The 26,409-nt window shown below is 38.2% G+C and carries 17 protein-coding genes; 3 read left to right on the top strand and 14 right to left on the bottom strand.

What is annotated here, in order from left to right:
* Positions 1–158: 158 nt before the first annotated feature.
* The 7 genes from JK629_RS07630 to JK629_RS07600 form a co-directional block, all read right to left on the bottom strand.
* Positions 159–455, bottom strand: coding sequence for a hypothetical protein (locus JK629_RS07630; RefSeq protein WP_202337935.1), 297 nt, complete (start codon positions 453–455; stop codon positions 159–161).
* The gene (locus JK629_RS07625; protein ID WP_202337934.1) at positions 436–2,448 is read right to left on the bottom strand and encodes a histidinol-phosphatase; all 2,013 of its coding nucleotides are present in this window, start codon (positions 2,446–2,448) and stop codon (positions 436–438) included. The genes JK629_RS07630 and JK629_RS07625 overlap by 20 nt, the downstream gene beginning before the upstream one ends.
* A 755-nt stretch (positions 2,449–3,203) precedes the next feature.
* Positions 3,204–3,944 carry a Qat anti-phage system TatD family nuclease QatD gene (gene qatD, locus JK629_RS07620; RefSeq protein ID WP_202337933.1) on the bottom strand — a complete coding sequence of 247 codons (741 nt, stop codon included), beginning with the start codon at positions 3,942–3,944 and terminating at the stop codon, positions 3,204–3,206.
* On the bottom strand, positions 3,937–5,235 hold the full coding sequence (gene qatC / locus JK629_RS07615) for a Qat anti-phage system QueC-like protein QatC (RefSeq protein ID WP_202337932.1): 1,299 nt from the start codon (positions 5,233–5,235) through the stop codon (positions 3,937–3,939). Before qatC ends, qatD begins: the two co-directional genes overlap by 8 nt.
* Positions 5,232–6,059, bottom strand: a complete 828-nt coding sequence (locus JK629_RS07610; RefSeq protein WP_202337931.1) for a hypothetical protein — start codon at positions 6,057–6,059, stop codon at positions 5,232–5,234. Before JK629_RS07610 ends, qatC begins: the two co-directional genes overlap by 4 nt.
* Before the next feature lies 1 nt (position 6,060).
* The gene (locus JK629_RS07605; protein ID WP_202337930.1) at positions 6,061–7,881 is read right to left on the bottom strand and encodes a KAP family P-loop NTPase fold protein; all 1,821 of its coding nucleotides are present in this window, start codon (positions 7,879–7,881) and stop codon (positions 6,061–6,063) included.
* A gap of 254 nt (positions 7,882–8,135) precedes the next feature.
* On the bottom strand, positions 8,136–8,447 hold the full coding sequence (locus JK629_RS07600) for a hypothetical protein (RefSeq protein WP_202337929.1): 312 nt from the start codon (positions 8,445–8,447) through the stop codon (positions 8,136–8,138).
* 562 nt (positions 8,448–9,009) lie between these two features.
* On the opposite strand from JK629_RS07600, the gene JK629_RS07595 reads away from it, so the two are divergent.
* Genes JK629_RS07595 through JK629_RS07585 form a run of 3 tightly spaced genes read left to right on the top strand, consistent with a single transcriptional unit; the run spans position 9,010 to position 16,047 of the window.
* Positions 9,010–12,009 carry a SusC/RagA family TonB-linked outer membrane protein gene (locus JK629_RS07595; RefSeq protein WP_202337928.1) on the top strand — a complete coding sequence of 1,000 codons (3,000 nt, stop codon included), beginning with the start codon at positions 9,010–9,012 and terminating at the stop codon, positions 12,007–12,009.
* 10 nt (positions 12,010–12,019) lie between these two features.
* On the top strand, positions 12,020–13,429 hold the full coding sequence (locus JK629_RS07590; RefSeq protein WP_202337927.1) for a RagB/SusD family nutrient uptake outer membrane protein: 1,410 nt from the start codon (positions 12,020–12,022) through the stop codon (positions 13,427–13,429).
* Complete coding sequence (locus tag JK629_RS07585) at positions 13,429–16,047, top strand: S9 family peptidase (protein WP_202337926.1); 2,619 nt, start codon at positions 13,429–13,431, stop codon at positions 16,045–16,047. The genes JK629_RS07590 and JK629_RS07585 overlap by 1 nt, the downstream gene beginning before the upstream one ends.
* Positions 16,048–16,086: 39 nt before the next feature.
* Here the strand turns inward: JK629_RS07585 and JK629_RS07580 are convergent, their stop codons facing one another.
* From JK629_RS07580 to JK629_RS07550, 7 genes are all read right to left on the bottom strand, one after another.
* Positions 16,087–16,347 carry a DUF6520 family protein gene (locus JK629_RS07580; RefSeq protein WP_202337925.1) on the bottom strand — a complete coding sequence of 87 codons (261 nt, stop codon included), beginning with the start codon at positions 16,345–16,347 and terminating at the stop codon, positions 16,087–16,089.
* An 85-nt stretch (positions 16,348–16,432) separates the two neighbouring features.
* Entirely contained in the window at positions 16,433–17,923 is a 1,491-nt protein-coding gene (locus JK629_RS07575) for a MauE/DoxX family redox-associated membrane protein (protein WP_202337924.1), read from the bottom strand.
* Positions 17,924–18,048: 125 nt separating this feature from the next.
* On the bottom strand, positions 18,049–18,732 hold the full coding sequence (locus JK629_RS07570) for a hypothetical protein (RefSeq protein ID WP_202337923.1): 684 nt from the start codon (positions 18,730–18,732) through the stop codon (positions 18,049–18,051).
* A 2,190-nt stretch (positions 18,733–20,922) separates the two neighbouring features.
* Positions 20,923–21,678, bottom strand: coding sequence for a hypothetical protein (locus tag JK629_RS07565; RefSeq protein ID WP_202337922.1), 756 nt, complete (start codon positions 21,676–21,678; stop codon positions 20,923–20,925).
* 372 nt (positions 21,679–22,050) lie between these two features.
* A complete protein-coding gene (locus JK629_RS07560) occupies positions 22,051–23,538 on the bottom strand; it encodes a T9SS type A sorting domain-containing protein (protein ID WP_225626189.1) in 1,488 nt (495 codons plus the stop codon).
* 184 nt (positions 23,539–23,722) lie between these two features.
* Positions 23,723–25,375: a tetratricopeptide repeat protein gene (locus JK629_RS07555; RefSeq protein WP_202337920.1), complete on the bottom strand. Its 1,653-nt coding sequence runs from the start codon at positions 25,373–25,375 to the stop codon at positions 23,723–23,725.
* Positions 25,376–25,562: 187 nt separating this feature from the next.
* On the bottom strand, positions 25,563–26,372 hold the full coding sequence (locus JK629_RS07550) for a DUF1206 domain-containing protein (protein WP_202337919.1): 810 nt from the start codon (positions 26,370–26,372) through the stop codon (positions 25,563–25,565).
* Positions 26,373–26,409 lie beyond the last annotated feature (37 nt).

Below are 26,409 nucleotides of genomic sequence, written 5' to 3'. Positions count from 1 at the left end.
TTTTAAAGATAAAACAAACACAAACCCACACATTACGGAAAACCATAACAGCCTTGCATTTTAATCCGGGAGGATAATAAATATAATATACCTGCACTTAACTGCATTAATATAGGATCGTTTAAACAACACGAATGCTTAGTTATTGGTGGTAGCTTTTATTGATATTTCTCCAATTCTTCTTTATAAATGTTTTCAGTTTGGTCTTTAAATCTGTCCTTGTTGCCCAGGAATATATTTAGTTTCTCGTGCAGACTTTTATATATAATTTGATGTGCTTTATGTCCTAAAATTGCCTCGTCATAAATATCCATCTCAAAATCATTTTCTGTTGCGTAGTCCAAGAGTTTTAACAAGTCCTCTTTTTCAATTTTATCTATTTCAGTCCAATCGTCAGGTTGAGCTTCGTCTTTGACAAAAAATGCTTTGTTATCTTCAATCTTTAAGTATTTCATAACTCTTTTTGTTTCGTTCATTATATGCATCTTCACCCGCTTCCAAGCAATTTAGCAACACATCTAAATTTTTAATTTCCTCTCCATTTGCATTCTTTAGTGTTTTACTTGTTGGATGGCCAAAAAACACTTTATATTCAACATTGTGTTGATTCACAATCTTTTGAGTAAAGACTATTTGGTTTGGATTTATAGAAGCTCCTATGGTGCTATTGTGAGTAACCACAATGACAGGTATTTCTTTTGCTATTTCCTTGATTAATTCGTTCACTTCATTTTTTAAAAAAATGTTGTCAAATGATGATTCTGGCTCATCAATTAATAATAAATCGTGCTTTAAAGCATCACTTATTTCGTGTAACAAATTAAATTCGGAACGCTCACCACCAGATACTTCATAACCGTGTTTATTTAATGTTCTGTAGTCAATATCAACAAAGTATTTATAGAACTCTGTTTCTTCAATTCCTACATTTTTCAAGGATATCAAAAACTTATATGGGTTTTCGTAATTATTAAACGCTTTACTAAAACTGAGCTTGCTTTTACTTTTATTTTTTAGTTGGCTTGCTCCAGTATATTTTTTCGTTTTGGCTAAGACTTTAAAACCTCTTATTTCTTTACTGTCAATAACTTTTTCTGTTTGAATAGATTTTACTAGCTGTTTGAACTTTTGTACTTTAATTTTTTCAAATTGTATTTTGTCAAAATCTATTTCCTCAACCGTAGTTGTTGTTGACCGAAATTTCAAACTATCCTTAATTGATTCAATGAGATTATTGCACCAATCCTTTTTTAGATTCCTCTCATGAATTTTATTATGTTTATTAATTAACTCTACAATCAAATTTTTGAGGATGTTATCTGTGATATGTTTATTTACAACATCCTTGTATTCATTTGTTTCGATTAAGCTCTCAGTTGCAGAAATTAGTTTTTTTAAATTATCTAAATTATCAGGTATGAACTTGGTTTCATTGTATAGGGCACATTTTGAAAAAGCATCAAGATTATCACTTTCAGAAGCAAATTTCTTTAATGATGCCAAGTATTTCTCAAGAGAAATCTCATTATCCTTTAAGTCAATATCATTTATTTCATAGACTACATCCTTAAATTCCTTAAGATAATTTTCTGTGATTAGGCTATGTCTTGTGGTTACTAATTTTTTGAAATTTTCTTTGTCATTTTGAAGTAAAGAAAATTGTCTTAAATATTTGACATTATCAAAATTGTCACAGATTTTATCTAATGTATAAGTCTTTCCAGATGAACGTCCACCAACAATTACATTTAATCCAGTCGATAGCATCACTCCATCATCAGTAGCTTGGAAGAAATCATTTCCTTCTTCTTTAGATAAAAAGACTTTGTCTTTGTCGTACAAGCAACCTTTTATAGCATTTAAAGATATTTCTTCTACATCTAAATATGTTTGTCTGGTTGGATAAGAAGGCATATTCTCAATAAATCTGCAATCGCTGAAGATGACAGGTGTTAATTTATCTAGTTCCTTAAGACAACTCTTAAATTTTCTGAGACTTGCTACTTCACCTACAAAAATGTTTTCTCCAAGTTTTTCTAAAGTGGTAGGTTTTATGTTAGGCTTTTTGTCATAGTGAGGAATTAGCAGGTAATTGTTCAATTCGCCATAAATTTCAATTAATTCATCATAGCTAATGTCATCACTAGGTGAAGTATTCAGTTCACTTACTTTCTGTGCTTTTGCCGCAAAATCATCTACGTTTTCATTTTCTGATATTAACAACAAATGACCACCTTCTAGGTCGATTTCTATTCCTGGGAATACTTTTGCTGCTAGTTCATTAGTTATTTGGTCATATTGGTTTTTATCAAATAAGTTATGATTCGTAATAGCGATACAGTCAATTTCTAGTAATTCAACATATTCTTTCAATGATTCTAAGTCAAAATCAAAGTGTCTATCGCTGATAGATGGAACTGTGTGAATATGGAAATCAATTTTTTTCAATTTTCTGTTTTCAAATTACCGCCAAAATGTAAATATAAGTCAAGTCTGTATGTCTTTATTACGGAAAACCGTAACGGGGTTTAATTAGCCAGGAATACCAAGTATAAATATTTTAGCGGCTCCAAAGTCTAATAAGGGTTACGAATAAGAAATATAGCAACAATTGCTACCGAGATAATTATAAAAAAATTAGCAATAGTTTTATTTGTCATTTTTTATTTGCTTGCAGCCAACATGTTTATAAACAAAAGGATTATTGCGTTTATCCCGCACATGTCATTACTAATTTATTTAATATTAAATTATTTACAAACCAAAACCGCCAAGGCCACTGCCGCCAACGGTTTCTTTTTTCTGGGGAGAAAATTCTAGCTAAAAGCTGTTGTTCAAATATATTAAAAATAGTTGCTGTTTTAACTTATTGTCGTTAAAATTTTAACATTTGCTGTTATATGGCTTTAGGCTTTAAGCTGTACATAGAGTCCAACATTTAAACGATTAAACGCTTCCACAATTAAACAATTCAACATTCTAATTGCTAATTGTTCATTGCTCATTGTTCATTGTTCATTAAAAAACCTACCCATTACAGAAAACCGCAAGAGCGGGTTTTTAAATTGGGGAGAATACCAAATATAAAGTTTTTGGCAGTTTCAGAAGTACTGAAAGGCATTTCCCGCTGTGTTAAATTATCACATTTTTAAAAAGAGCGTAAGGGAAATAACTTCTTTTATTAGCTGAATTTATAAGTTAAATTATAAAGTAATTAAAGATCTAAAGTTATTGAACAGAAGAGTATTAGTTTGCTCTAGGGAAATATTAAGTGCTTTGGACAAAATAACTACTGTATGCTTATTATGTAAAGGAGTAAAAACATCTTTATTGAACTTAATAAATGGACCATCAGATTCCAGAAGCAACCTATCCATGGGAATTTGTGCAATTATTTTTTTTCCTGAGTCTGATTTAGTCATAGAGTAGTTGACTGAAAAATAGGCTCCATTTTCAACAGCTTTTTTTAATGTTTTAATACTTCCAGAATACCAATGTAGAATATATTTACTATTAAAATTTCTGCCGATTATTGAAATGACGTCATCTGCGCTTCTTCTTGAGTGTATTGTAAGTATTTTACCTCCTTGATTATCACATTTTTCAATTAAGTTTTCAAAAAACCTTACTTGTTTAGTTTTAAAATCATTCCCAACTTTATAGTCTAAACCAACTTCTCCAATATATTTGACGTGAGGTAATAACTCCCACATCTTTGGTATTAAGGTATGATATTTGCCAATTAATTCTGGGTGAAAACCTAGTGCTGGTCTTATGTAATTATAATTATCTTTCAGTTTTTTAATTATTTCAGTATATAAAGGTGGTAAATTAGTGACAGCAATTGTATATATTTTTTCTTTTTCAATTTTATTTGCAATAGATAAAATTTCATCATTGAATAAATCTAAATGAAAATGTGTATCGTGTAAAGGTTTACCCATCTATAGTATCTATTAGGACTTTTAATTCATCCATACCCCTTTTATATACTTGATCATAATTTTCAAAATCCTTTTCAATTGGACCTGCAACTTGTATTATTAAAGGATTATTCTTGTTTTTTTCAAAGTCAAGTAGACCTAATTTAAAAGAGAGTAATTCTTTATTTGCTTTTGGTTTCTCAAAGTTAGGGTCAGAATACTCACCAACATCTTTATTATATGCTCTGATAATAGAAGCTCTTCTTATAGAGCAAGGCAAACATTTACCACAGTGAAGAGGTTTGGTACTTTTATCATACCTCACTTGATCTGGATGCGAACAAGACATTGTTTGAGAGTATTCTTTTTTGATGAGTTGTGGGTTTTTACAATTCAATATCATTTCGCCTTTAGTTTTAAATTGATAAGGGTTTTTCAATTGAACTTTAATATTCATATTATCGAGAAGACTTTGAAGCATTTTTATATAATATGGATGAGTAGTTCTAGTGCTACTGCTACCCAGTCTTGTGTTTGTTAAAGGAATATTCAATGATATCAATCCATTTTCAGGAATATATAAGTTTGTCTTTTTGTTTAAGCACGAAGCTAAAATTATTGCGTGTGTAAAAAAGAGAAAAGAACGTGTGCGTGTAGTAATTTCACTTCCATTTATAGGTGTGGCATTAAAGTTAAAAAAGTAGTCTTTGTCAATGGAAAATTCTTTTTGTAAAATTTCGTCTATTTTGTCTTGATATGGCTTTACGCCTTTACCTCCACCATAAAGGCCTACAAAGGCAATATTTTTCTTGACGCTTAATAAATCAATTGCACCAATAAATGAATCTAATCCCCCAGATAGCATACAGAATTCATCAGGAGTAAACTTGTTACCTAAATACCAACTACCAATCTTATTTTTAACATTCTTTTCTACTTTATTTAATTCACGTTTTCTAAACTCAAAACTCCAATTATCACCGCTTAAAAAAGAGACCAATTGTTCTAAATGTTCTTTATTAGTTGTCCATTTATCTAAATTTAATACAGGTATGTACAACTTAAAGTCTCTTGTCCAACCATCATAAGTGTTTTCACGTAAAACTTTTCTATCCGCAAAATAAACTACAATAGATATATATAATAAATCCAGGGCTTCTTCTTGAAATGGCGTAGGCATTTTATATAACCTTCTCAATGATTTAAAGAATGTATGGTGGTATTCTTTTTTATTCGTAAAATCCAATACTTGAGAAGCTGTATCTAGTTTAAAAGTATCTTCTTTATTTAATTTACATACAATTATATTCATTGTTCTTCCATTAGGGTGTAACATTGGTTGAATAAGCTTTCAACTTCATTTTTAGTGCTTTTATCATTAAAGTTTATTTTTGTGAAATCCTTCCCTTTAAATGCAATGTCAACTTTAGCATTTATATACTCTTTTAATTCATTTTCAGTATCCATTGCCTTGCTTGAGCTTTCACTATTCGATTCGATTCTACTTCCCAAATCATTAATTATTCTTTCATAAATATAATTTTCAATAAATTTCGGGATCATTAGATTCAATGAATTTCCATCTATAGAATCATAATCTAAATTTTCTTCATCAAACATTTCGTATATATATTCCATTGTAACAATAAGTGCCTTCCGAGCAATTGAATCATCCTTTGTTATAGGCACTGGAGCTATTAAATTTGTCAATTCATTTAAAACTTCACGAGCTGATTTATCCTTATAGTCAATTTTGTACTCTTCTAGTACTGTTCTAAAAGTAGATGTTGGTGATGAGCTTGAGAAATTTCCTAGCTTTATAACCGTATTTATTCCAGCTCTAGCAGTTTTAGAGGCAGCTTTAGCGCCCCCATATGCCTTGATTTGATTAGATACAGCCTTACCTTTATTTGTATATTGACCCGAAGCTAATTTTGACATATACGTCTTTGCATCCTTCCAGCTTACTTCATTTATTTGCTGGGGTTCTTTACTAATAGTTTCCTTTTCATCTGTTTCCTTTTCACTTTCTCCTTCATTACTATTTCCTTCATCAAAAACAAAATCATCTGGCAAAAGTGGATTATCTTTTGGGTTACTATTTGTTGGTCCTCCGTATATACTTGATGTCCCCATATTACTTTAGTTCTGCTTTAATTACTTTTTCCAAGCTTGATTTTTCTTTTATCCATCTATCTGTCAATTCTTTTACTTCAATAATTTTATCAATTTTTTTGAAAAAATCAACAATTCTAGGAATAAATGCCTTTTCTACTTTACTTACAGGTAGGCTATTTAAGGTAATTATTACATCTGGGTATAGGGATGCTCTAGTGGCTCCCCATTCTATAAATGACTTAAATAATGGATTTTCAATTTTAGTAGATATTTGAATTTGATTTATGAGTTCCTTTAAAATCTCTTGTGCTTCAAATTCGCTAATATTTTGGGATTTTTTTATAGCAGTTGTGAGTTCAATATCTGATTTAGACTGCAAACTTTTTAAAATAGAATTAGCTTCATGACTTAAACTTGCTGAAGAAGTATTCTGAGTTCTTTGTAGGCTTTCTCTTGTAAAATAAAAATAAGGTTGTAAGTCAACCTCAGACAGTGCAGGTTCTAATTTTAACCAATTCAAAACCCACGTATCATCTTTCCAAACTTTTAGACTTTTAACATCATCCCAATCACCTTTTTCTAAAAGTGCTAATTCTGTAGGTTTCCCATTTTCGTCAGATTGTAGATTGCTTAGCTGTTTGTAAAGAGAATCTTTAAAATATTCAATAAGCATAATTTTCGCTAAGACTTTTTTGTCTAAAGAAACACCTTTAAAAGATGCCATTTTTAGCCTCATTGAAAGAGAGTTTAAGAATCTTTTACAATGTCTTGGATTTCCCTTTAGGCTAGTCGCTAATACTGAAGAAAGTTGTTTGCTCAGGGATATAGTCTCGCGCAAAACTTCTTGGTCTAAATCAGGAAATTTTTCAGCAATTACCTCATATTTTATTTCGAAATTAATGAAGTCTTTTGTTTTTTCATTTCTCACAAACTCAATGAATTTTTCAAATTTAAGCTTAAAAGCATTTTTAAAGAGTAAGCAAGTAATATAATATTCAACCTCTTTAATTCCTAATTGAGGTATTTTAATTGGGTATTGTATCATTTTTTCCAGATATTCTTTCCCAATATCTATATGATTACCTTCAATTTCAGGAAATCTTTTTCTAACTGCATACATTACTTGTCTTTCATCTGCACCTAAAATAAATGATGTGCCGGGCGCGAAAAGAAAGAGTCTAATTGCTTCTAATGTCTCCAATATAGTGTCATGATTACATCTATCTAGTTCATCTATAAAAACTACTAGTTTTTTAATTTTTGTTTTTTTTAACAAATCCTTAAAATCATCTTGAAATGACTTTAAGTTGTCCCTTATTTCTGAGTTTTTAAATAAAGCCTCCATAGATTTATTTATTTGTTCCTCAGAAATACTGTCTTTAATAGTAGTTCCTTTAGCTTTAGCCAAAACAGATTGCATTGTTAAATCTGCAATTGTCCCAATTCCCCCAGTTAACATAAAGTCAGCTCCATATTTTACCCCCTTGCTTGCAACTTTGAAAAAATCTATACTTTTATACAAGCGGTTAAGAGCTTCTAATGCCTCACCTTTTGGAGTTCTATTTTCTTTTATCTTATCTAGAATACTCCCAATTAAAGCTGTTTTTGCATCTTCATATCCTTCAAAGAGCCATCCATTAAATTTTAAACATAAAAAACCTTCTTCAGTAGATAGTTCTTTTAAAGCCATTTCCGCTAGACTAGATTTTCCACTACCCCAATCACCATAAACTCCAATACTGCATGGGGTGAGCTCATCATTTTCAATTATATCTTTTGTCATACTTATTAAGTACTCAAAATCTAACAAGTCTATATTGGTTTCACTGTCTTTCCACATAATTAAGTAAGGGGTTTTAATTTTTTTCTTACGAATATTATGAATAGAATTAATATTAAAAATCTTCAAATCCTATTGACTAATTATTATAAGAATTAAATAACTTAGGGGAGATGATAAATATAAAAATTATTATTTCCATTTCCTTTAAAACAAAACTATTATAAGCAAATAGTAGTTTTTTACGGAAATCCTCATTGGGGAGTAATTATTAGAAAAGCGTAGGGAGAAAAATCAAAAAATAAGTTTAAAAGCTATTTAGTTTGAATTTCAAAATAACTATCATCTAATTTTTGACCATATTTCTTCTCGACTGCTCTAAGAAAATTGGATAATTTAAGCCCTCTGTTAAAGCAAATTGTGGAAATAGTTGAAAAGGGAATTTTATAACCATTTTCTTGAATAATTTTTCCTACCACGTGTTGATGTATACCGTGTAAGCGTCCCAACTCTCTTTTAGAAACTTCAGAATTAAATAATTCTTCTGATATATAGTTACAGACATATTTATCGGCCAAATAAACTCTTTTTGGTTTTTTAGTTTTATTTGATTTTTTGGCTGACATATAACAAAAGAAAATAAATTATTAAGTTTTTTTGAGCACTGTCGTGCTCATTTAGAATCTTTTTATTATATTTGAATTAGTATAATTAAATTTGCGACTCTTCTAAGAGCAAAATATTAGAAGCATTCGCTTTGAATCTCGGTCTAAAAACTGGTAATTTTTATTTCACACGAGAGAATAAGCAAGGTGCTCACGACCCGGGCGTGCGTACTCTCTTATTTGTGTGACGGTATACCAGTACCTTAGACCTTTTAAGTTGAGTTCCGCGCCCTTTTGTATTGGGCTTGGTCGGTTTTTTCTTCTCAACTTTCTTTTAAAGCAACAGTTTCAGTTTTGTTTATGATTTTTCGCGACTATGGTAATGAGTAGTTAGTATTGAGTTTTGAGAAGCTTCACGGCTCACGCTTCACCTCTCACCACCAAAAATGCTTAAAGCATAAAGCCTACAGCTTATAGCCTAAAGCCTACAGCTTTAAACAAAAATGACCCGCTCCCAGTTTTCGACGACCGTTGGAGCAGGCCAGTAGTTAAATAATGTGTAACACTTAACCAATGCGAAATTATGAAAAATAATTACAGGCGAAGCTATGCCTATGCACTATCTTTTGCCCTTTTCCTAACCTACAACTCCCCTACTTTTTCACAGAACCTTTCACTAAAAACAATAAGTGGAACAATTACCGATGCCGATGGCCCACTTAGTGGCGTCAATGTCTTGGTAAAAAACACTGCCCGAGGGAGCATTAGCGATCTGGAGGGGAGGTACTCCGTTAAGGCATCCGCAAATGATACGCTGGTGTTCACTTATGTTGGCTATAAGTTGCGGGAAGTTGCAGTGGGCAATAACAGTATTTTAAATGTTATTATGGAAGTGGATGCCCAGACTTTGGATGCTGTGGTTATTAATGCAGGCTACTACAAAGTTTCCGAAAAAGAAAAGACGGGCAGTATCTCGCGTATTACCCAAGAGGATATAGCTGGTCAAATAGTACAGAATCCCATTGCAGCACTCCAAGGGAGGATTTCTGGCTTACAGGTGGTCCAAAATTCGGGCTCAGCGGGCAGTGGATTTAAGGTACAGCTGCGGGGCAAGAACAGTCTAACCGCGGGAAACCAACCCTTATATATTATAGACGGTATCCCCTTTAGCGCCGATGGCATGGGTACGCCCAACGTTTCGGGCACCATCCTCCCGGGAGCAGATTACAGTCCCTTCAGTTTTTTGAGCCCTTCCGATATTGAGAGTATAGAAGTACTAAAGGATGCCGACGCAACGGCCATTTATGGCTCCCGAGGCGCCAATGGAGTTATCCTGATAACCACCAAAAGGAAACAGACGGGCACCACAAAGTATTCCGTGACCGCCAAGAGCAGCCTCGGACAGATAGCAAAAAAGCAGGAACTCCTTAATACGGAACAATATCTGCAGATGCGGGAACAGGCATTTAGCAATGATGGCTATACCGAATACCCGCCCTTTGCCTACGATATTAACGGCACTTGGGACCAAAATCGCTATACCGATTGGCAGGAGGAACTGCTGGGAGGGACGGCCTATTTACGGGAATATCAGGCCTCGGTGGCCGGGGGTAGCAAATCCACCTCCTTTTTCCTCAGTGGCGGCTACCATAACCAGACCACCGTATTCCCCACCGACGACCGTTACCAACGCGCAAATGGCCTTGCCAAGCTTTCCCACAGTTCGCCAAATGATGGTTTTAAAGTAACCCTCTCCACGGCCTATGCCCATGAAAACAACCAGCTCCCGAGTTCCGATTTAAGCTATCAGGCCTTGATCCTACCCCCCAATGCGCCACAATTATATAACGAGGATGGCACACTGAATTGGGAGGACGGCACCTTCAACAATCCCTTGGCATCATTGCAAGGCGACCTACAATCCAAAAGAAACAGCCTGCTGGTAAATGCAGCTATGGAAATCAAGTTGGTAAACAACCTCACCCTCCGCACCACCATGGGATATCAGGATACCAAGCTGTCGGAGTACCGTACCAGCCCCCATACCATTTACCCTCCCCAATATGGTTTTGACAGCAGTTTCTCGGGCATTTATACCAATGACGGCACCCGAAGTTCATGGATCGTGGAACCCCAATTGAATTACAATTACACTTATGGGAACCATAAATTGGATGTGTTGCTTGGCTATACCGCACAGCAAGAAACCTCCCGTATTTTTTCACAATATGCCGAGGGCTTTGCCACCAACTCCCAGATTATGAACCTGGCGGCGGCCAATTACATAAAGGTGATGAACGATGCCGAATCTGTGTATACATATCAGGCAATCTTTGGCCGTCTCAACTATACCTATAACAATCGCTACATCCTAAACCTTACCGGCCGTAGGGACGGCTCCAGCCGCTTTGGTCCCAACAACCGCTTTGCCAATTTCGGGGCGGTGGGTGCCGCTTGGTTGTTTTCGGAAGAAGCGGGTGTAAAGAATGCCCTTCCCTTTCTTTCCTATGGCAAGCTGAGAGGGAGTTACGGCAGTACGGGCAACGACCAGATTGGCGACTATCGCTATTACAACTCTTATGGCAGTACGGGCATTCCCTATAACGGCACCATTGGGCTTTACCCCACCGCCCTCTATAACCCCAACTTTGGATGGGAGGAAAACCGTAAGGCAGAGTTGGCATTGGAACTGGGCGTGTTTGAAAATAGGGTAACAGCCAACATAAACTATTACCGCAACCGCTCCTCCAACCAACTGGTGGAAATTCCGCTTCCCGGCACTACTGGTTTTGCTGGCATCTTAGGCAACCTTGACGCCCTTGTGGAAAACAGGGGCTGGGAGTTTGAGCTGAATACCCTAAACCTAAATTCAGCCAACTGGAAATGGAACACCTCCTTCAATTTTACGCTTCCAAAGAACGAGCTGCTTAAATTTCCAAATCTTGCCAGTAGCACCTATGCCAACAGCTATGTTATTGGGCAGCCAATTACCATTGTAAGGGTCCTACATTTTACTGGGGTCGATCCTGAAACGGGTATTTATACCTTTGAGGATTATAATGGCGATGGGCAGATAAGCGCCCCAGAGGATAGAAAGGCCATTATAGACACCGCCCCTGAATGGTACGGTGGGCTTTCCAATACCCTTTCCTATGGCAATCTGGAATTGGATATCTTCTTCCAGTTCAGCAAGCAGATGGCACAAAATATAAACCGTTGGGGCACCACCCCCGGCGCCATGGTAAACCAACCCGTAGGGGTTTTGGATGCCTGGACTGCTCCCGGGGACCAAACGGATACCCAAGGCTACACCACGGGCGCTAGCTATGAACGCATAGTTGCTGCCTACAATTTGGGACAGAGCGATGCCGCTTTTAGTGATGCCACCTATTTAAGGTTCAAGAACATCTCCCTTGCCTATAACATTCCAAATTTTCTCCACAGCGCCTCCAATGCCAAGATATTCCTGCAGGGGCAAAACCTATACACCCTTACGGAATACAAAGGCCAGGACCCTGAACAGACACTGGGCTTTATCCCTGCCCTACGGTGGTTGGGCGCTGGCGTAACAGTAACCTTTTAATACTTCAATTATGAAAACTTTTATACAGAAATACAAATCCCGCTGCCCCATCCTACCCATACGGCTATTGCTCTTGGTGCTCTTTGGGGCACTACTGTCCAGCTGCGAAAAGGCACTGGAACCGGAGTATCCAGATTTCTTGCTCTCGGAAGAGGCCCTATTTGAAAATGCAGCCACGGTGGATGCCGCCCTTGCCAATATATATGCCGGACTTCGGGACAACAGTCCCGTTAGCGGAGGCGTTGACGGAATGGGGGTGCTTCTTGGACTGTATGCGGATGAACTGGATTACTATCGGGAGAATGCCCCGATCGACAACGCGTTCTATAACCATACCGTGCTGCCCAACAATACCGCGGTGGGCAATTTTTGGAACAGCAGCTACTCCCTTATCTTCAGCGCCAATAAAATTGTGGAAGGGCTTGAAGATGCCCCCTTGGAAGCGGAAGAGCGAAATGGATTTATGGGGGAAGCGCTTTTTCTTAGGGCGTATCTCCACTTTTACCTAGCCCAATTGTTTGGGGACATTCCCTATATAAAAACTACCGACTATACCGAAAATGCCTCGGTTTCCCGAATGCCCCTAACAGAGGTTTACCAAATGATGGAAACCGATCTGCTAACTGCCAAAAACCTGTTGCCAGCTATGGAACCCAGTGGAGAAAGGCTTCGGGCTTCCAAAGGCGTGGCCAGTGCCTTGCTCGCACGCTTGTATTTACATACCCAGCAATGGGAAAAGGCAGTTGCCGAAAGTACGGCGGTCATCACGGAGGGCACCTATGCCCTGCAGCCCGATTTAAATCTGGTGTTCCTTAAGGAGAGCCCGTCCACCATCTGGCAGTTAAAACCGGAATTTGAGGGTTCGGCAACCAAGGAAGGAGAAACCTTTATCTTCGACGTTGGCCCGCCTTCTCTATATGCACTTTCTGCTAGTTTTATCGCGGACTTTGAAACAGGCGACCTACGAAAGGAAGCTTGGACGCGAGAACTATCGGATGGCAGTCAAAGTTGGTACCATCCGTATAAGTACAAGCAAAATTATTATGGCGGTAGCAGTACGGAATATTCCATCCTCTTCCGCTTGGCGGAACAGTACCTCATCCGCGCGGAGGCTGCCCTGCAGTTGGGAAATTTACAGGAAGTAAGGAACGACCTTAACGTAATTAGGCTTCGCGCCGGGCTTGACCCAACAGCAGCAAACACACAGGAAGAAATCAGAAACGAGCTGCAGCATCAATGGCGCTATGAATATTTTACCGAACAGGGCCAGCGATGGTTTTACCTTAAAAGATCAGGCTCCGCCAATGAAATATTGGCGCCCATAAAACCGGGTTGGAAAGCCACCGATGTGCTTTTCCCGTTACCGGCAAACGAACTGATACTAAACCCAAACCTCAACCCACAAAATCCAGGATATTGATGAAAAATAATAGATTATATGAATTTTCAATTAGCCAGCTCCCCATACTTTTTTTCATGTTTGTTTTGGCCTCCTGCCCCATTTTGGGGCAGCAAGGGCCAGCAAAAACGATTATGCAACCAAAGGATTACGATATGTGGCACCATTTGAGAAACACCCAAATCTCCGGGGACGGGTTATGGACTTCCTATAAAATGGACTATGAAAAGGCAGCGGACACCTTATTTGTTTTGAGCCTTGATGGGAAGACCGAATATCAGTTTCCCAATGCCCACAGCGGCCAATTCCAACCCAATAAAAAAACGGGGGTTTTTGCCTTTAAGGATGATCAAAAAGGAATAGGCATTCTGAATTTATCTACAGGGAAGACGGTCTGGGTAACGGAAGCGGAGCGCTTTGAGTTTGACACTAAGGGGAATTTCCTTGCGCTTTATAATCCTCAGCCCAACGAAGGGTATTTGAAATTATGGGATCTGGAAAGGGACCAGACCACCGTTTTAAAAGGAATCACAGCCTTTAAATTTGACCCTCTCGGAAAAAGGGCTGTACTGATAAGCAAGGATTCCACAGAAACGGCGGTATCCCTACTGCGGCTAAAGGACAGGCGCCAGTCGGTTATTGTACGGTCCAAAAACACGGACTTGCTCCACCCCACCTGGAACGAATCCGGCGATGGTTTTGTCTTTATGGAAAGTACTCCAAGTTCGGGGCAGCGGCTCTATTATTTTGAGGATAAGAAAACGCCCATACTAAAGGAATTGGACGATATAGACTTGCGGGAATATGGGAAGCTGGAAATAAGCGCACTCAATCTTTCCTTCTCCAAGGATGGGGAACGGATATTTTTTTGGACGCATAAGGCAGGCAATGATTCCAATTACAAGGAGAAGGACAGCCTAAAAGTGCAGGTCTGGAAGGGGACGGACAAATGGATATACCCAAGACAGCAAGTGGACTGGGAATTCAATAAGGCCGATAGAATGGCGGTTTGGCGGCCAAAAACAAATAAAGTATTTCAGATAGGCACAGCAGAACGGCCAGAGGTAATTCTTGTTGGTGATGAAAAATATGCACTTACTTATAATGTTTTGCAATACGAACCCCAATATAAACAAGCACCCCAATCCGATTTTTATATTACCAATCTAGAAACAGGGGAAACATCCTTATTTGTCAAGGAGTTGGAGACTGCCTTGGGCTATCTCAGTATTGATCCATCGGGTAGGCATATTGCTTATTTTAAGAATGGGGACTGGTGGCTGTATGACATTAAAAACAAAACACATATCAATAGCACAGAAAACCTACCTTATCCCCTCACCTACCAATATGCTCCCCATTCCTCAGCAATTGTACCTTTTGGTTCCATGGGGTGGACTACAACAGGGGATTTTTTAGTTTACGATGAATTTGACATTTGGAAAACAGGGGCAGGAACCAAAAATCCAAAACGACTTACAAACGGACGAGAGAAAAATATACACTATAGGGAATACAAAGGCCTTTATGATGGATTCCGCTCCCTTACGGATATTGCTCGGGATAAGCCAGTTGATCTCTCTAAGCCTGTTATTCTTGCTATGCAGGATTCCCTTTTCAATCAAGGGTATGCATTATTGGAGCCGAGTGCCAAGGTAAAGGACTTTTTAAATGAAAACGGAAGAATTTCGGAATTGCGAAAGGCGAAATTTACCGATTCCTTCATCTATGTAAAGGAAAAAAATGATGCACCTCCTTCCCTGTGGAAAAAATCAGGAGATGCCGCAAAGCTTTTGGCACAATCAAATAAACAACAGCAAAAGTATCCTATAGGGAATACGGAATTGATTACCTACACTAACGCTCAAGGAGAAAAACTGCACGGAATTCTTCACTATCCCGATAATTACGAAGGAGGAAAAAAATACCCTATGATAGTGCATGTATATGAAATGATAGGATATAAATTTCAAAAATACCACAACCCAAGTGACCAAAATGGAGCAGGATATAACTACCGGAATTTTACGGCGGAGGGGTATTTTGTACTGGAACCTGATATATTGATCCAAAAAGGAAACCCAGGAGTGTCGGCAACGGACTGTGTTACCAGGGCGGTTAACGCTGTTTTGGATAAAGGTTTTGTAAACAAGGATGCCTTGGGATTGATTGGCCATTCCTTTGGCGGCTATGAGACTGCCTTTATTATATCCCAGACCAATATGTTTGCCGCAGCCGTAGTAGGCTCAGGGGTTTTTGACCTTACAACCACCTACCACACTATCAACAGGGATACCGGCAGGGCGGAACATTGGCACTATGAAAACCAACAGTGGCAAATGGGTCAAAGTTTTTATGAGGCCAAGGAATTGTACAAGCGCAACTCCCCTGTGGAGTATGCCCAAAACATAAAGACCCCCACCCTAATATGGACGGGAGATAAGGATTATCAGGTAAATTGGCATCAAAGTGAGGCCATGTATCTGGCCTTGCGCCGCCTAAATGTGGAAGTGGAATTGCGAATCTATGAAAACGAAGGCCATTCGCTGTTGCAAGGGAAGAACCAAAAAGATCTTACAGAAAGAATATCACATTGGTTCAATACATATTTGAAAAGTGAAAGCAAAGGAAATACATAAAAAGATGCCCCATTTTGGGGCATCTTTTTTTTAAGGCAATTAAGGTTGCCAGTTCATAAATAAGGGTAAGGAACAAGTCGTTGGTCCATTCTTACCAAAAACTTGGCGACTTCCGTCAGAACAGATAACCGTGCTGCTATTGTCGCATTTCCCATGGGGAACACAGACTCCGTTTTGGTAAATATACCCCTGAACAAGGGCTGATTCCACTTGCTCTTCTGTCTGTGACGCAAATGCTGCCGCAATAGCAAGCATAAAGGCCGCCACAGGTAATAAAAACTTGAATTTTAAATTTCTCATGTTTTCTAAAATTTAAATTTATAATTTGACCTACTCTCTTCTACAGGTTTTCGGTCTCACTCCTGTTCTTGCAAGAAAAAATCGTCTAATCTAATTTTGTGTTGGTTATGTTGTAGGCCACTAGGTAATTTCCCTGAAGTGCATATAAGATTCCGTTCACTATTATCATCTCCCTGGTTTTGCTGTCTTCATGTTTGTATAGATAAAAGCTGAATTGATAGCTTTGGTCAAGGAGGTTGTACACATCAATTATGTTTGCCTGTTCGCCCATATTCTCTGGCTCCAGCTTTCCCAGACGTGGAGAGTCTACCAATAAAAATTCTTTTGTGGTGGCTATATTTCTATTCACCAAAACAGTATTGCCTCCCAATTTACGTTGGCCCTTATCACTATTTTCCGCTATATGGAGTTGGGCCACGCTAATGGTATCTATCGTTTTTCCGCGTTGCTCCAAACGTAAATCCGGATTTATAATTAAATATTCATTGCGGTAGTAATAGGTAAATATGAGTTTATCATAATTGTCATTATAGATCAATCGGCCATCGGTATCAAATCTGCCGTCAATTTGTTTTTCCAGGAGTTGGTTGCTAAAGATTCCTGTATTGGAATCGTCGAGAGCAATTACGCCTAGTATGTTCTCACGGTTCTCGCTACTGCTGGATTGAACCGCCATGGTGTTGGAATCGATAGCCACTGAGTGGTTAAAATAATAGTCCCCTTGCATTTGTGTGGTAGCATTCCACTCCTTTACATCCCCCTGAAGAAAGATGGGGACGGTACCATCGGTAACGTAAAATTTTGGCGGAATCACATGAAGCTTCACTGCACGATAGGGAAGATCCATTTGGTCCAATTGTATCATCGTAGTTGTAGTGTCCCTAAAACTGCTATCAATAACAGTCATTAGAAGAGGTGCGGTAGAATTGCCCAAATAGACCTTACCGTCTCCAGCCCCAGCAAAATAATAGGAACTGTATTGAAGATCGAAGCTGTGAAGCTTTTCAATGGGATGTGGGATATACCTCCGCTGAAACGCATTGTTGCGATGCATCTTCTTTTCAGAAAAGGCAAACAACAGCGTAACGGTAGCAACACCAAAAATGGCAAGGGTGGTGAGCAAAAGCAGGGTCTTTTTTGCGTTGTATTCTTTGGACAAAAAGAGAGCCCCTGCAGCCATCACAATAAAAACAACATTAAAAACAAGGTGTTGTGTCCAGCTCAATTTTTCGAGTACACCCCCGCAGGAGCAGGGAACAAAATCAGAGAAATTAAGGATGATATAGATATAGGCAGTAAACATCACCATTAAGGTAAAAGCAGCATAAAGGGCTAAGATTCTATATTTTGGAAGGATCAATAAAACGGCAATAAGAATCTCTATTCCCGGCACCGCCCACGCAATAAAACCAGCGTATGCACTTAGAAGGGGCGACTGTGCCAATTGTACCTCAAAGGTTTCAAAATCCAAGAGCTTGCTCACGGCAGCATACAAAAACAATAACACAAACAGATAGGAGACCGCAACTGCTGCATTCCGTTTTACGCTTTCTATATAAGGTACTGTAAAGCCCATAATTAAATAAATGTTTTTTTTAACATTCATAAAATTAGGTAGTTGCAAAGCGTTCAAGGATTATTTTTCCGCATATCTATTGCGGAGTTGATGGAAATTTTTGAGGGAAGTTCCATAAAGAGGGTTTATAGAGCACCACACTCTCTGGCCTTTATGATAAGCATGCTGTCGTCCTCCCCTTCCACCTCAAAGCGTTCCTTCAACCGCTTTTTGCGTTTCTCGATGGTGCTGATGGACATATTCAAAATGTTGGGCAGGGCTGCCATACGGGTGCCTTTGGAGAGTTCGAATAGTAGGTTTCGCTCAAAGGCATCCAAATCAATTTTGCAACATAAATGATTCATGACCGCAGCCTGCATGCTAGGGCAAATATAGCATGGCCTTTTAAGGGCTTTCGTTAAGTGCATTGGAAGTTCCGAAACTAAATCAAAATCATCGCCAATAATGGCCTGGGGATCTATCAGCTTAAGAAGGCTCCAGTAATTATATGTGCTATTAAAGTTGGCACTAAGAATTATGATAGCCTGCGGAAAGCGTTGGCGCATCATAATGCCTACCGTGCTTCCATCTTCGTCTTGGCTGTGGATACCAATGGGATTGCTGATCTGTAGGCAGACCACATCATACCGTTCATCGGCATCCATTTTCTTGATAAAATCAATAGCGGTATCAAAGGCATTCAGTTCGGTAAATGCAAAGGAATAATCCAGAGAGGAGCTTTCAAGCTTCTCAAAGGCAGCCCGATAGTTTCTCAGATAATATATCTTATCCGAAACCAACAAAACCCGCAATGTACTTTCACTTTCCATCCCAATCTATCGCTCAATTACATAAACATAAATGCAATTTATTTAAGCCTCTTTTAAAAACTCCTCGTTTCTTTGAAGGGTTTTCCGTAATATTCGGAGGAAAACCCCCGCTTTGTTTATTTCTTTCATCTCTTTATTAGCATTGTTCAAATTTAAAAACCCAATTTTTAATTTATAGGCTATTTTACCACAGAATAAATAAGGCTAAACCGTCGACTTTTCTTAAAAAAAATTTTGTATGGCACCTTATTATTTTTGGCAATATAAACTAAGAAATTTAGAAAAGGTGGCGGATACCCGCCAACATTGGCGGGTATCCGCCAATGTTATCGAATGTTATTCGTATATTAAGAATCTTTTGCCTCACGATGGCAAAGCGACCTCACATTTATCACCACAAACCCACTGTTAGTTCGAGTGAATTTAAAGCGGCGACAGCAGATTTAAATTTGCCTGTGCTGAGCTTAGCCTGCACTGAGCGCAGTCGAAGTGTCGAAGTATATCGAGAACCAATCCAACCCATCACTTCAGATAGAAGTCGTATGGTATAAAACAAAAAAAACTCATTCCCCTATCCAAATTATCTGTGCTATAAGTTGTCAGATAGGTCTCTGGAGTTGTGAGATGGCCATATATCGTGCATTTTTAGCATTTTAACATTTTTTAACCAACCTATTTTCGTAAAAATATAATGGTTTTCTTTTTTTACTATCAAGTTTATCGCCCCCAATCAGGGAAATACCCTCCGGAATCAGTAAAATAGCCTGCCACTCAGAGTAATTGACTTTAATCACTTTATAGTTTATCAACATTTATAAAAAATACTATCCTACAATTTTTAGCTATGAAAATTATAAATCACAATTGCCATATCAAATTTTTTTGGTTGTTTTCCTGTGAATACCCCCTGTGGGCATGTGAAAGGGGGGGTTAGTCCATGTGAAAGCATTGTTTTGTACACTTTTTTAACCGCTAATTTCACTATAACTTAATCGTGCTTTAAAGCAGTTAATTTATTTTGGTCTGTTGAACTATCAAAATTTTTTAGGCACAATCCTACGAAAGTACCCAAAATAACTACGAACACTATACCCCCAGACTACGAACGATTTTTTTTTGGGTCCTCCAAGTTGTTTTTAAATGTGGAATTGTTAATTGCTAATGCCTAATGGCTAATGGCTAATGGCTAATGGCTAATTGAAAATTATTGGCCTTCGAAAAGAAGCTTGCCCTGAGCGCCGTCGAAGGGTAGAAAATGAATTTATTGGAGAATGAGGCAAAATCTTTATCCAATGTAATTTACAAAAGCCTACAGCTTACAGCCTAAAGCCTAAAGCCATTGAAAGGTTCATCAAGGAAAAAAGAAAAAACACTAAGAAAAAGCAACCTGCCCAGGTATAGTTTCAATCATGATAGCAACCAACCTCAAAAGATTGCCACACCCTATCGGCCTCGCAAAGACTTTTCTTCACAACAATAAAAGCTAAACACAAAAAAAACCGATAACTGATAATCGTTAATTGTTAATTGTTAATGGCCAATTGCTAATGGCTAATGGCTAATGGCTAATGGCTAATTGAAAATTATTGGCCTTCGAAAAGATTCCGTCGAAAATGAATTTATTGGAGGATTAAGCAAAAATCCTTCTTACCTAAAAATCTGGTTGCAAGTACAAAACATTAAATAATCTAATAATAATCCTAGCACCACCAAGGCTTTATTTTTGCGCGGGAAATAAAGAAATTTTATCGCCTCCGACGAGCGCAGCGAGAGGAAGGCGGATTCGTAAGCCTTGATTTTTTTGTTTCTTGCCTGCCCTGAGCGCAGTCGAAGGGTTCATCAAGAAAAAAAAAACACTAAGAAAAAGCGACTTGCCCAGGTGTAGTTCCCATCAAGATAGCAACTAAACTCAAAAGATTCCCACACCCTATCAGCCTCGTAAAGACTTTTCTTCACAACATTAAAAGCTAAACACAAAAAAAACCGATAACTGATAATCGTTAATTGTTAATTGTTAATGGCCAATTGCTAATGGCTAATGGCTAATGGCTAATGGCTAATGGCTAATTGAAAATTATTGGCCTCCGAAAAGATTCCGTAGAAAATGAATTTATTGGAGGATTAAGCAAAAATGATTATTCAATAAATCCAAACTCACCATTCACAAACTCACCATTCACCATTCACCCTTCACCCTTCACCCTTAACACCCAAAACCTCAACCCCAACAGCATTAGCACTCTTAAACAAATAATAGGTACTTTCAACCTTCTGATAAAACTTTACCCCCAAAACTGCTACTGCCGTCCCATTCACTTCTGGCTCTGCCGTGTCCAATTCAAACGAAGTAGCACTGTAATTTTTGTCAATATAGAGCGGTACACTATTCTTTAATTGGTAGGCCAATGTGTCAAAATTAAAATGCAGAAGCCCCAAGGTTAACGCCATATGTGTGGCCCCAGAAGGAAAGCCCACGTTATTGATATCAAAATTCGTAATGCTAAGCGTTCGGGTATCAAAATCATAATGCAGAGAAGCTGCCAAAACCTCGGAAATTATACAAGAAGGTGTAAACACAAAACTATTGAGCAACAGGGTTCCCTTCGGAGTTTCCATTCCGCGGGCCACGCACCTATTGCCTCGGCCATTAACCCTATCTAGATCCTTTAACTTCGTAAATAATTGCATCATCCGGCCATGTAGTGCCCCATCCTTGCGCACGCATAAAAAGGGAGCCAAAGCAATTCGGAAAACTTTTTTCGTCTTGCTACATCGGCCAAACTCGGTGGCATTTTCCATGGTTCGTACCATGCTTTCCTTATTCTTCGCCCCCTTTTGAAACCCACCTCCAGCCGCACGCGCCAGATGTCCCCCATTTTTGGTCTCATAATAATTAATATCCCCAATGGTTCCCTTGAGCTTAACAATTCCAGTCTGCTTTGCCATAATAATAAAGTTTAGATTACTAATATAACCAAAACACTTTACTAAGTCTACTTTAAAGCATATTTATAGTATATATATAGTGATTATATACTATATTTATAGTATCTATATAGCGTATTTAAAACATTATAGATATAAAGTTATGACGATAGAAATCGTCATTCCCAAACAAAAGACCTAAGCTAGTCCAGGATTAAACAGTGCAAATCTGCCGCTTAATAGCCATGTATGGCAAAAAGCAGCCTAATATCCTAAGAAAAGGCAAATTCGTAAAGTGAGGAAAAACAGAAAACCGACAACAGAAAACAGAAAAGGCCAATGCATCAACACATTGGCCCAAACAGAACAATTTAACTTTTAACTTTTCTGTTTTTAGTTCACTTTAATAATTTTCTTTTGAACAGTAACACCGTCCCCACAACCAATAGTTACAAAATAAACCCCCTCATTAAATTTCGAAATATCCAAAGTATAAAGACTTACTTGTAAATCCGTCACCTCTTGTAACAACGCACCAGTAATGGAAAATACCTTCAAATCAGTTATTGTTTTCGTTTTGCTTTCAATGTTCAACAATTCTGTTGCAGGATTAGGATATATTGAAATTGAGCTTTCTAAGGCACCATTGCCAACCACGCCCAAAAGGTTTGGATCCTGAAATATATAAGCAGATCCGGCGCGGTCTATTTCATCTCCTCCGTTAGCGTCATGGTCTTCCCAAGGGGCGCCAACTAACACCTGATTTTCATGCATAGCAATACTCCAACCATAAAAATCCTCGCCCGCAGTGTCGCTACCTTGTACTATTTGCGCTTCCACCCAATCTCCTGAGCTCTCTCTTTCATAAAAATACATTTCTCCCGCTTCAAAACCGAATAGATGCGGTGCACTTACAATTGCATAATTTCTTTGAATGCTGGTACTCCAACCAAATTGGGTGTTCTCCGTTGATGGGTTTCCAGTTAATTTCGCTACTTCTACCCAATTATTCTGGGCATCCCTTTCAAATATATAGGCCGCTCCCTGTTCCATATTATCTCCATAGGCACCCACTATCATTTGGTCGCCGTCCATCCCTACCGAAGTGCCAAAAAAAGCATCGTTCGAGGCATCCGAAGCTGTTAACGTCTGCACATATTCATAAGTTCCATTACCATTTTTTAAATATACATACGCAGCACCTTTCCTATTGTCATACTCATTGGCGCCAATTACCAGATAATCCCCCGATAGGGCAACACCAATCCCAAAAACATCAGACGCTTGTGGATTTGGACTAACAATTTTTTGCGCTTCTGTCCAACTACCTCCCGTATTGGTGAAAACATACACCGATCCTGCCCAAGCATTTTCACCAGGGGCACCTGCTACAATTGTGTTTTCCTGTGCAGCTAAGGAGGTAGGGTTCATCCCCATTTTAGCATCATTGCTCATATCGGAAGCAACTAGTTTTGAGTCAAATTCCCAGGTATTGTTCTGATAATTGTACACATATAAAGCGCCAGCCCTTTGTACCCCTGCTACGTCGGCCCTTCCGGCAGCAACTACCAAAAAGTTTTCAGAAAATGCTACGCCGCCACCATATTCAGCGCCTTCATTGGGGTCATCTGCCGCCAAACGTTGTAGGAAACCCCATGTTCCCTGACCGTCCTTACTATATACATAGGCTGCACCCGAGGCAATGGTTTCACGCGAAGCACCCACTATTGCAAAATTGTCTGTAATGGCAACAGAAGTTCCATACTCAGCACGGCTTTCTCTATTGGTGCTCACAATTTTTGCCGTTTGTTCAAATTGTGCAGTTAGGTCGGTAACTACCAATACGCATGCAAGGATAAAGACCCATCTTTTAATGTTCATTTGTGTCATTGTTTAAATTTTAGAATTAGTAATAAATGAAAAGAAAAAAGAAGATGGTTGTAAACTCATCTTCCCCTTCTTCCATTGTTTTAATGCTATGCTAAAATAGTTGGAAGCGAAATGTAAGTCCAAAAAAGCAACGGGACATTTTGTGACATGCCTCAATTTAATGTGTGACATCGCCTTAAATAGAAGCTAGATAGGCATGAAGGGGAACGTTATCAGGGACATCCATCTTCTTTGTGATACGTTCCTTTCTTTTTCGGCAGGACTGTGGGGTTATATTCAATAAGGAGGCTATTTCCTTATAGCTTAAATTCATATATAGAAAAGTTAAAAATCGTATATCATTTGGAGTTAATTGTGGGTGCTTTCCCCTTAATCTATCAAGAAAACCTTGGTTCAATTCCTCAAAATGCACAAAAAAACTGTCCCATTGGGTATCCTTCTTTAAATGTTTTTTCAAATCGTTAATTTGGTTCTTTAGGGAGGCATTGGTTGTAATTTCAGTATTGTGTAATAGCGATTGAAGTACTTCCTCAATCAATTCATTTTTACTGGCCATATACATAGCTTTTGCCGTCAATTCCCGATTCTTAACCTCCAGTTCATTTTTAAGCCGCTCCTTTTCCAATAACGCTGTTGCTTCCTTTTCCCGATGCTGTTCTTCCAATAATAAATGCCCGCTTTTTTCCTTCTCCAGTTCCAACTCAATAATCCGTTTGCGCTGTCTATGCTTAAGGGAGTTATTTTTATACATCCAAACCAGAAAACCCATACAAATAACAACTGCAAAAATGACCAAATAGAAAAACCGTTTTTCACTTTCCAAAGCTTTTTTGCTTTCCATTAGCTCGTGTTGGTAGTTCTTGATTTGGAATTTTACCTTTTCACTTTTAAACAAGGCACTGTTTTTAATGGCATAAAGCGAATCTGTTGCTATAATTACGGAATCCTTATAGGCCATGGCCGTTTTATAGTCATTGATTCCGCTGGAAAGAGTGGCTAGCCTATCATAAACTTCAATACGCTCTTCTATTTTTTCTTGAAGGGAACGCGCAAGTAAAGCGTATTGCTGAGCTACCTTGAACTGATTTTGTTTTTCATATATCTTCGTTAAGATCAGCAGTAGCGTTATTTTATCGTTTACGGTTATCTGTTCCTTTAAAAGGGAAAGATTGTCCAATTGTGGCAAAATCTCTAAGGCTAATTTTTCAGCCGCAAAGTATTGATCTTGCAAGAGAAGGTTTTCGGTCTTCGCTATTTTTGCCAATAATGATACATTCGGAACATTACTTAATAATGGCAGCGCCTCCTCAATATAACGCTTGGCAAGATTGAGCTTTCCCATTTTGTGAAGTACCAAGGCCAAGTTTATGCCATAGGTGCCAATCTGTTTTTTATCATTAAGCTTTTTTGCAATATTATAGGCTTTTAAAAAAGACTCTTCCGCCTTCTCCGGATCTTTTTCCTCTATATATAAAACCCCAATATTATTGAAAACTGCCATTTCCTGTCGCGGCCCCAGGTGCTTTATCGCAATGTCATACGCTTGTAGATAATATTGAAATGCCTCGCCATAATCCAACATTAAATAATAGTTGGTGCCAATATTTAAAGTTGCATTGAAAGCCTGCGTATACCACTCATTCCTAATTGCCGCTTCCTTGGCCGCAATCAATTCTTCAATGGATTTAATATGTTCTTTTTCAGAAAGATATTTTACCCCTAGGTTGATTTGATCTACAACATCTTTTTGGGATTTATTTTGGGCTAATGTTTTAAAAGGTAGAACAATGATAGAAAACAAATAAATAAGGAGATAAAATTGCTTCATTATCCTTTTTTCTGAAATATTAGTAATTTAAACATAATACTTGTAGAGCTGTATATGATTTTAAAACCAAGGCTTTAAGCTATTCGCTATTTTGTGGACGGCCTTATAATAGATATGTTACATTACACAAATATAAAATCTAAAATGCACCCAACAATACTATACACTCTATTTTACGCATTGCTTCTCAGGCCTCACTTTCAAAACTCCGATACCGGGTAAGCAACACATAAAAAGCTCCATAGGCAATAAATCCCAAGGCCGTTAGCGCCATCAATATCCTACCCAAAGCAGATTGCTCCAAAAATGAAAAGGCGTCCTGTATCCCCTTTATATCGTGATTGCCTGTATAAATACCGGCCCTGAAAAAGAAATAGGCAATAATGGCTACCACAAAGGCGCGGGCATAAAAGCCAAACTGCCCCACCGTCCTAATAACAGCAGAACCCTTGCGGCCCTCCAAATTAAACTGGTCCAAAAGCCCCCCTTGAATCACCCCCACCGTAAGCAATATACTTTGAATGGCCAGAATAATACCTATTGCTATGAATACATAGCTAAGGGTAGTTGGGCCCAAAAAATCTAAGTAACGGGAGTTGGTTCCATCATCCATGGGGTAGGTAACCAAATGGTAAAAACATAGAAACGCTACTACCACATACACCAAACCTGTTGTAAACAAGCCAAAACGACGCAGCTTTCCCTTTTGGTCAGAGCTTATATTTTCAGGATTCCGAAAGGCCTGAAGAAACATCCAAAAAGAATAACACAGTAAGCCTATACCAAGAAGCAGTAATAATACCTGCCCAAAAGGTTGTCTTTTTAGAAATAATAACGCCTGATTGGTGCCAGAGCTTTCGCCACCCATATTCAGGGCTGCCAAAAGAGAGAGCGCCCCTATTACCAAATAGATAATACCCTTGGACACAAAGCCAATAATAGCAGCAGTTTTATACAAATTTTTCAATGATGGAATCTCTTTCTTGGCAAATGCCATCAAAGATACAATTACAAAGGAATATTATTCACAGGAA

The organism is Aequorivita iocasae, assembly GCF_016757735.1.
GTDB lineage: Bacteria > Bacteroidota > Bacteroidia > Flavobacteriales > Flavobacteriaceae > Aequorivita > Aequorivita iocasae.
The sequence above is the reverse complement of the archived record's forward strand: the minus strand, read 5'-3'. Positions and strand labels throughout refer to the sequence as shown.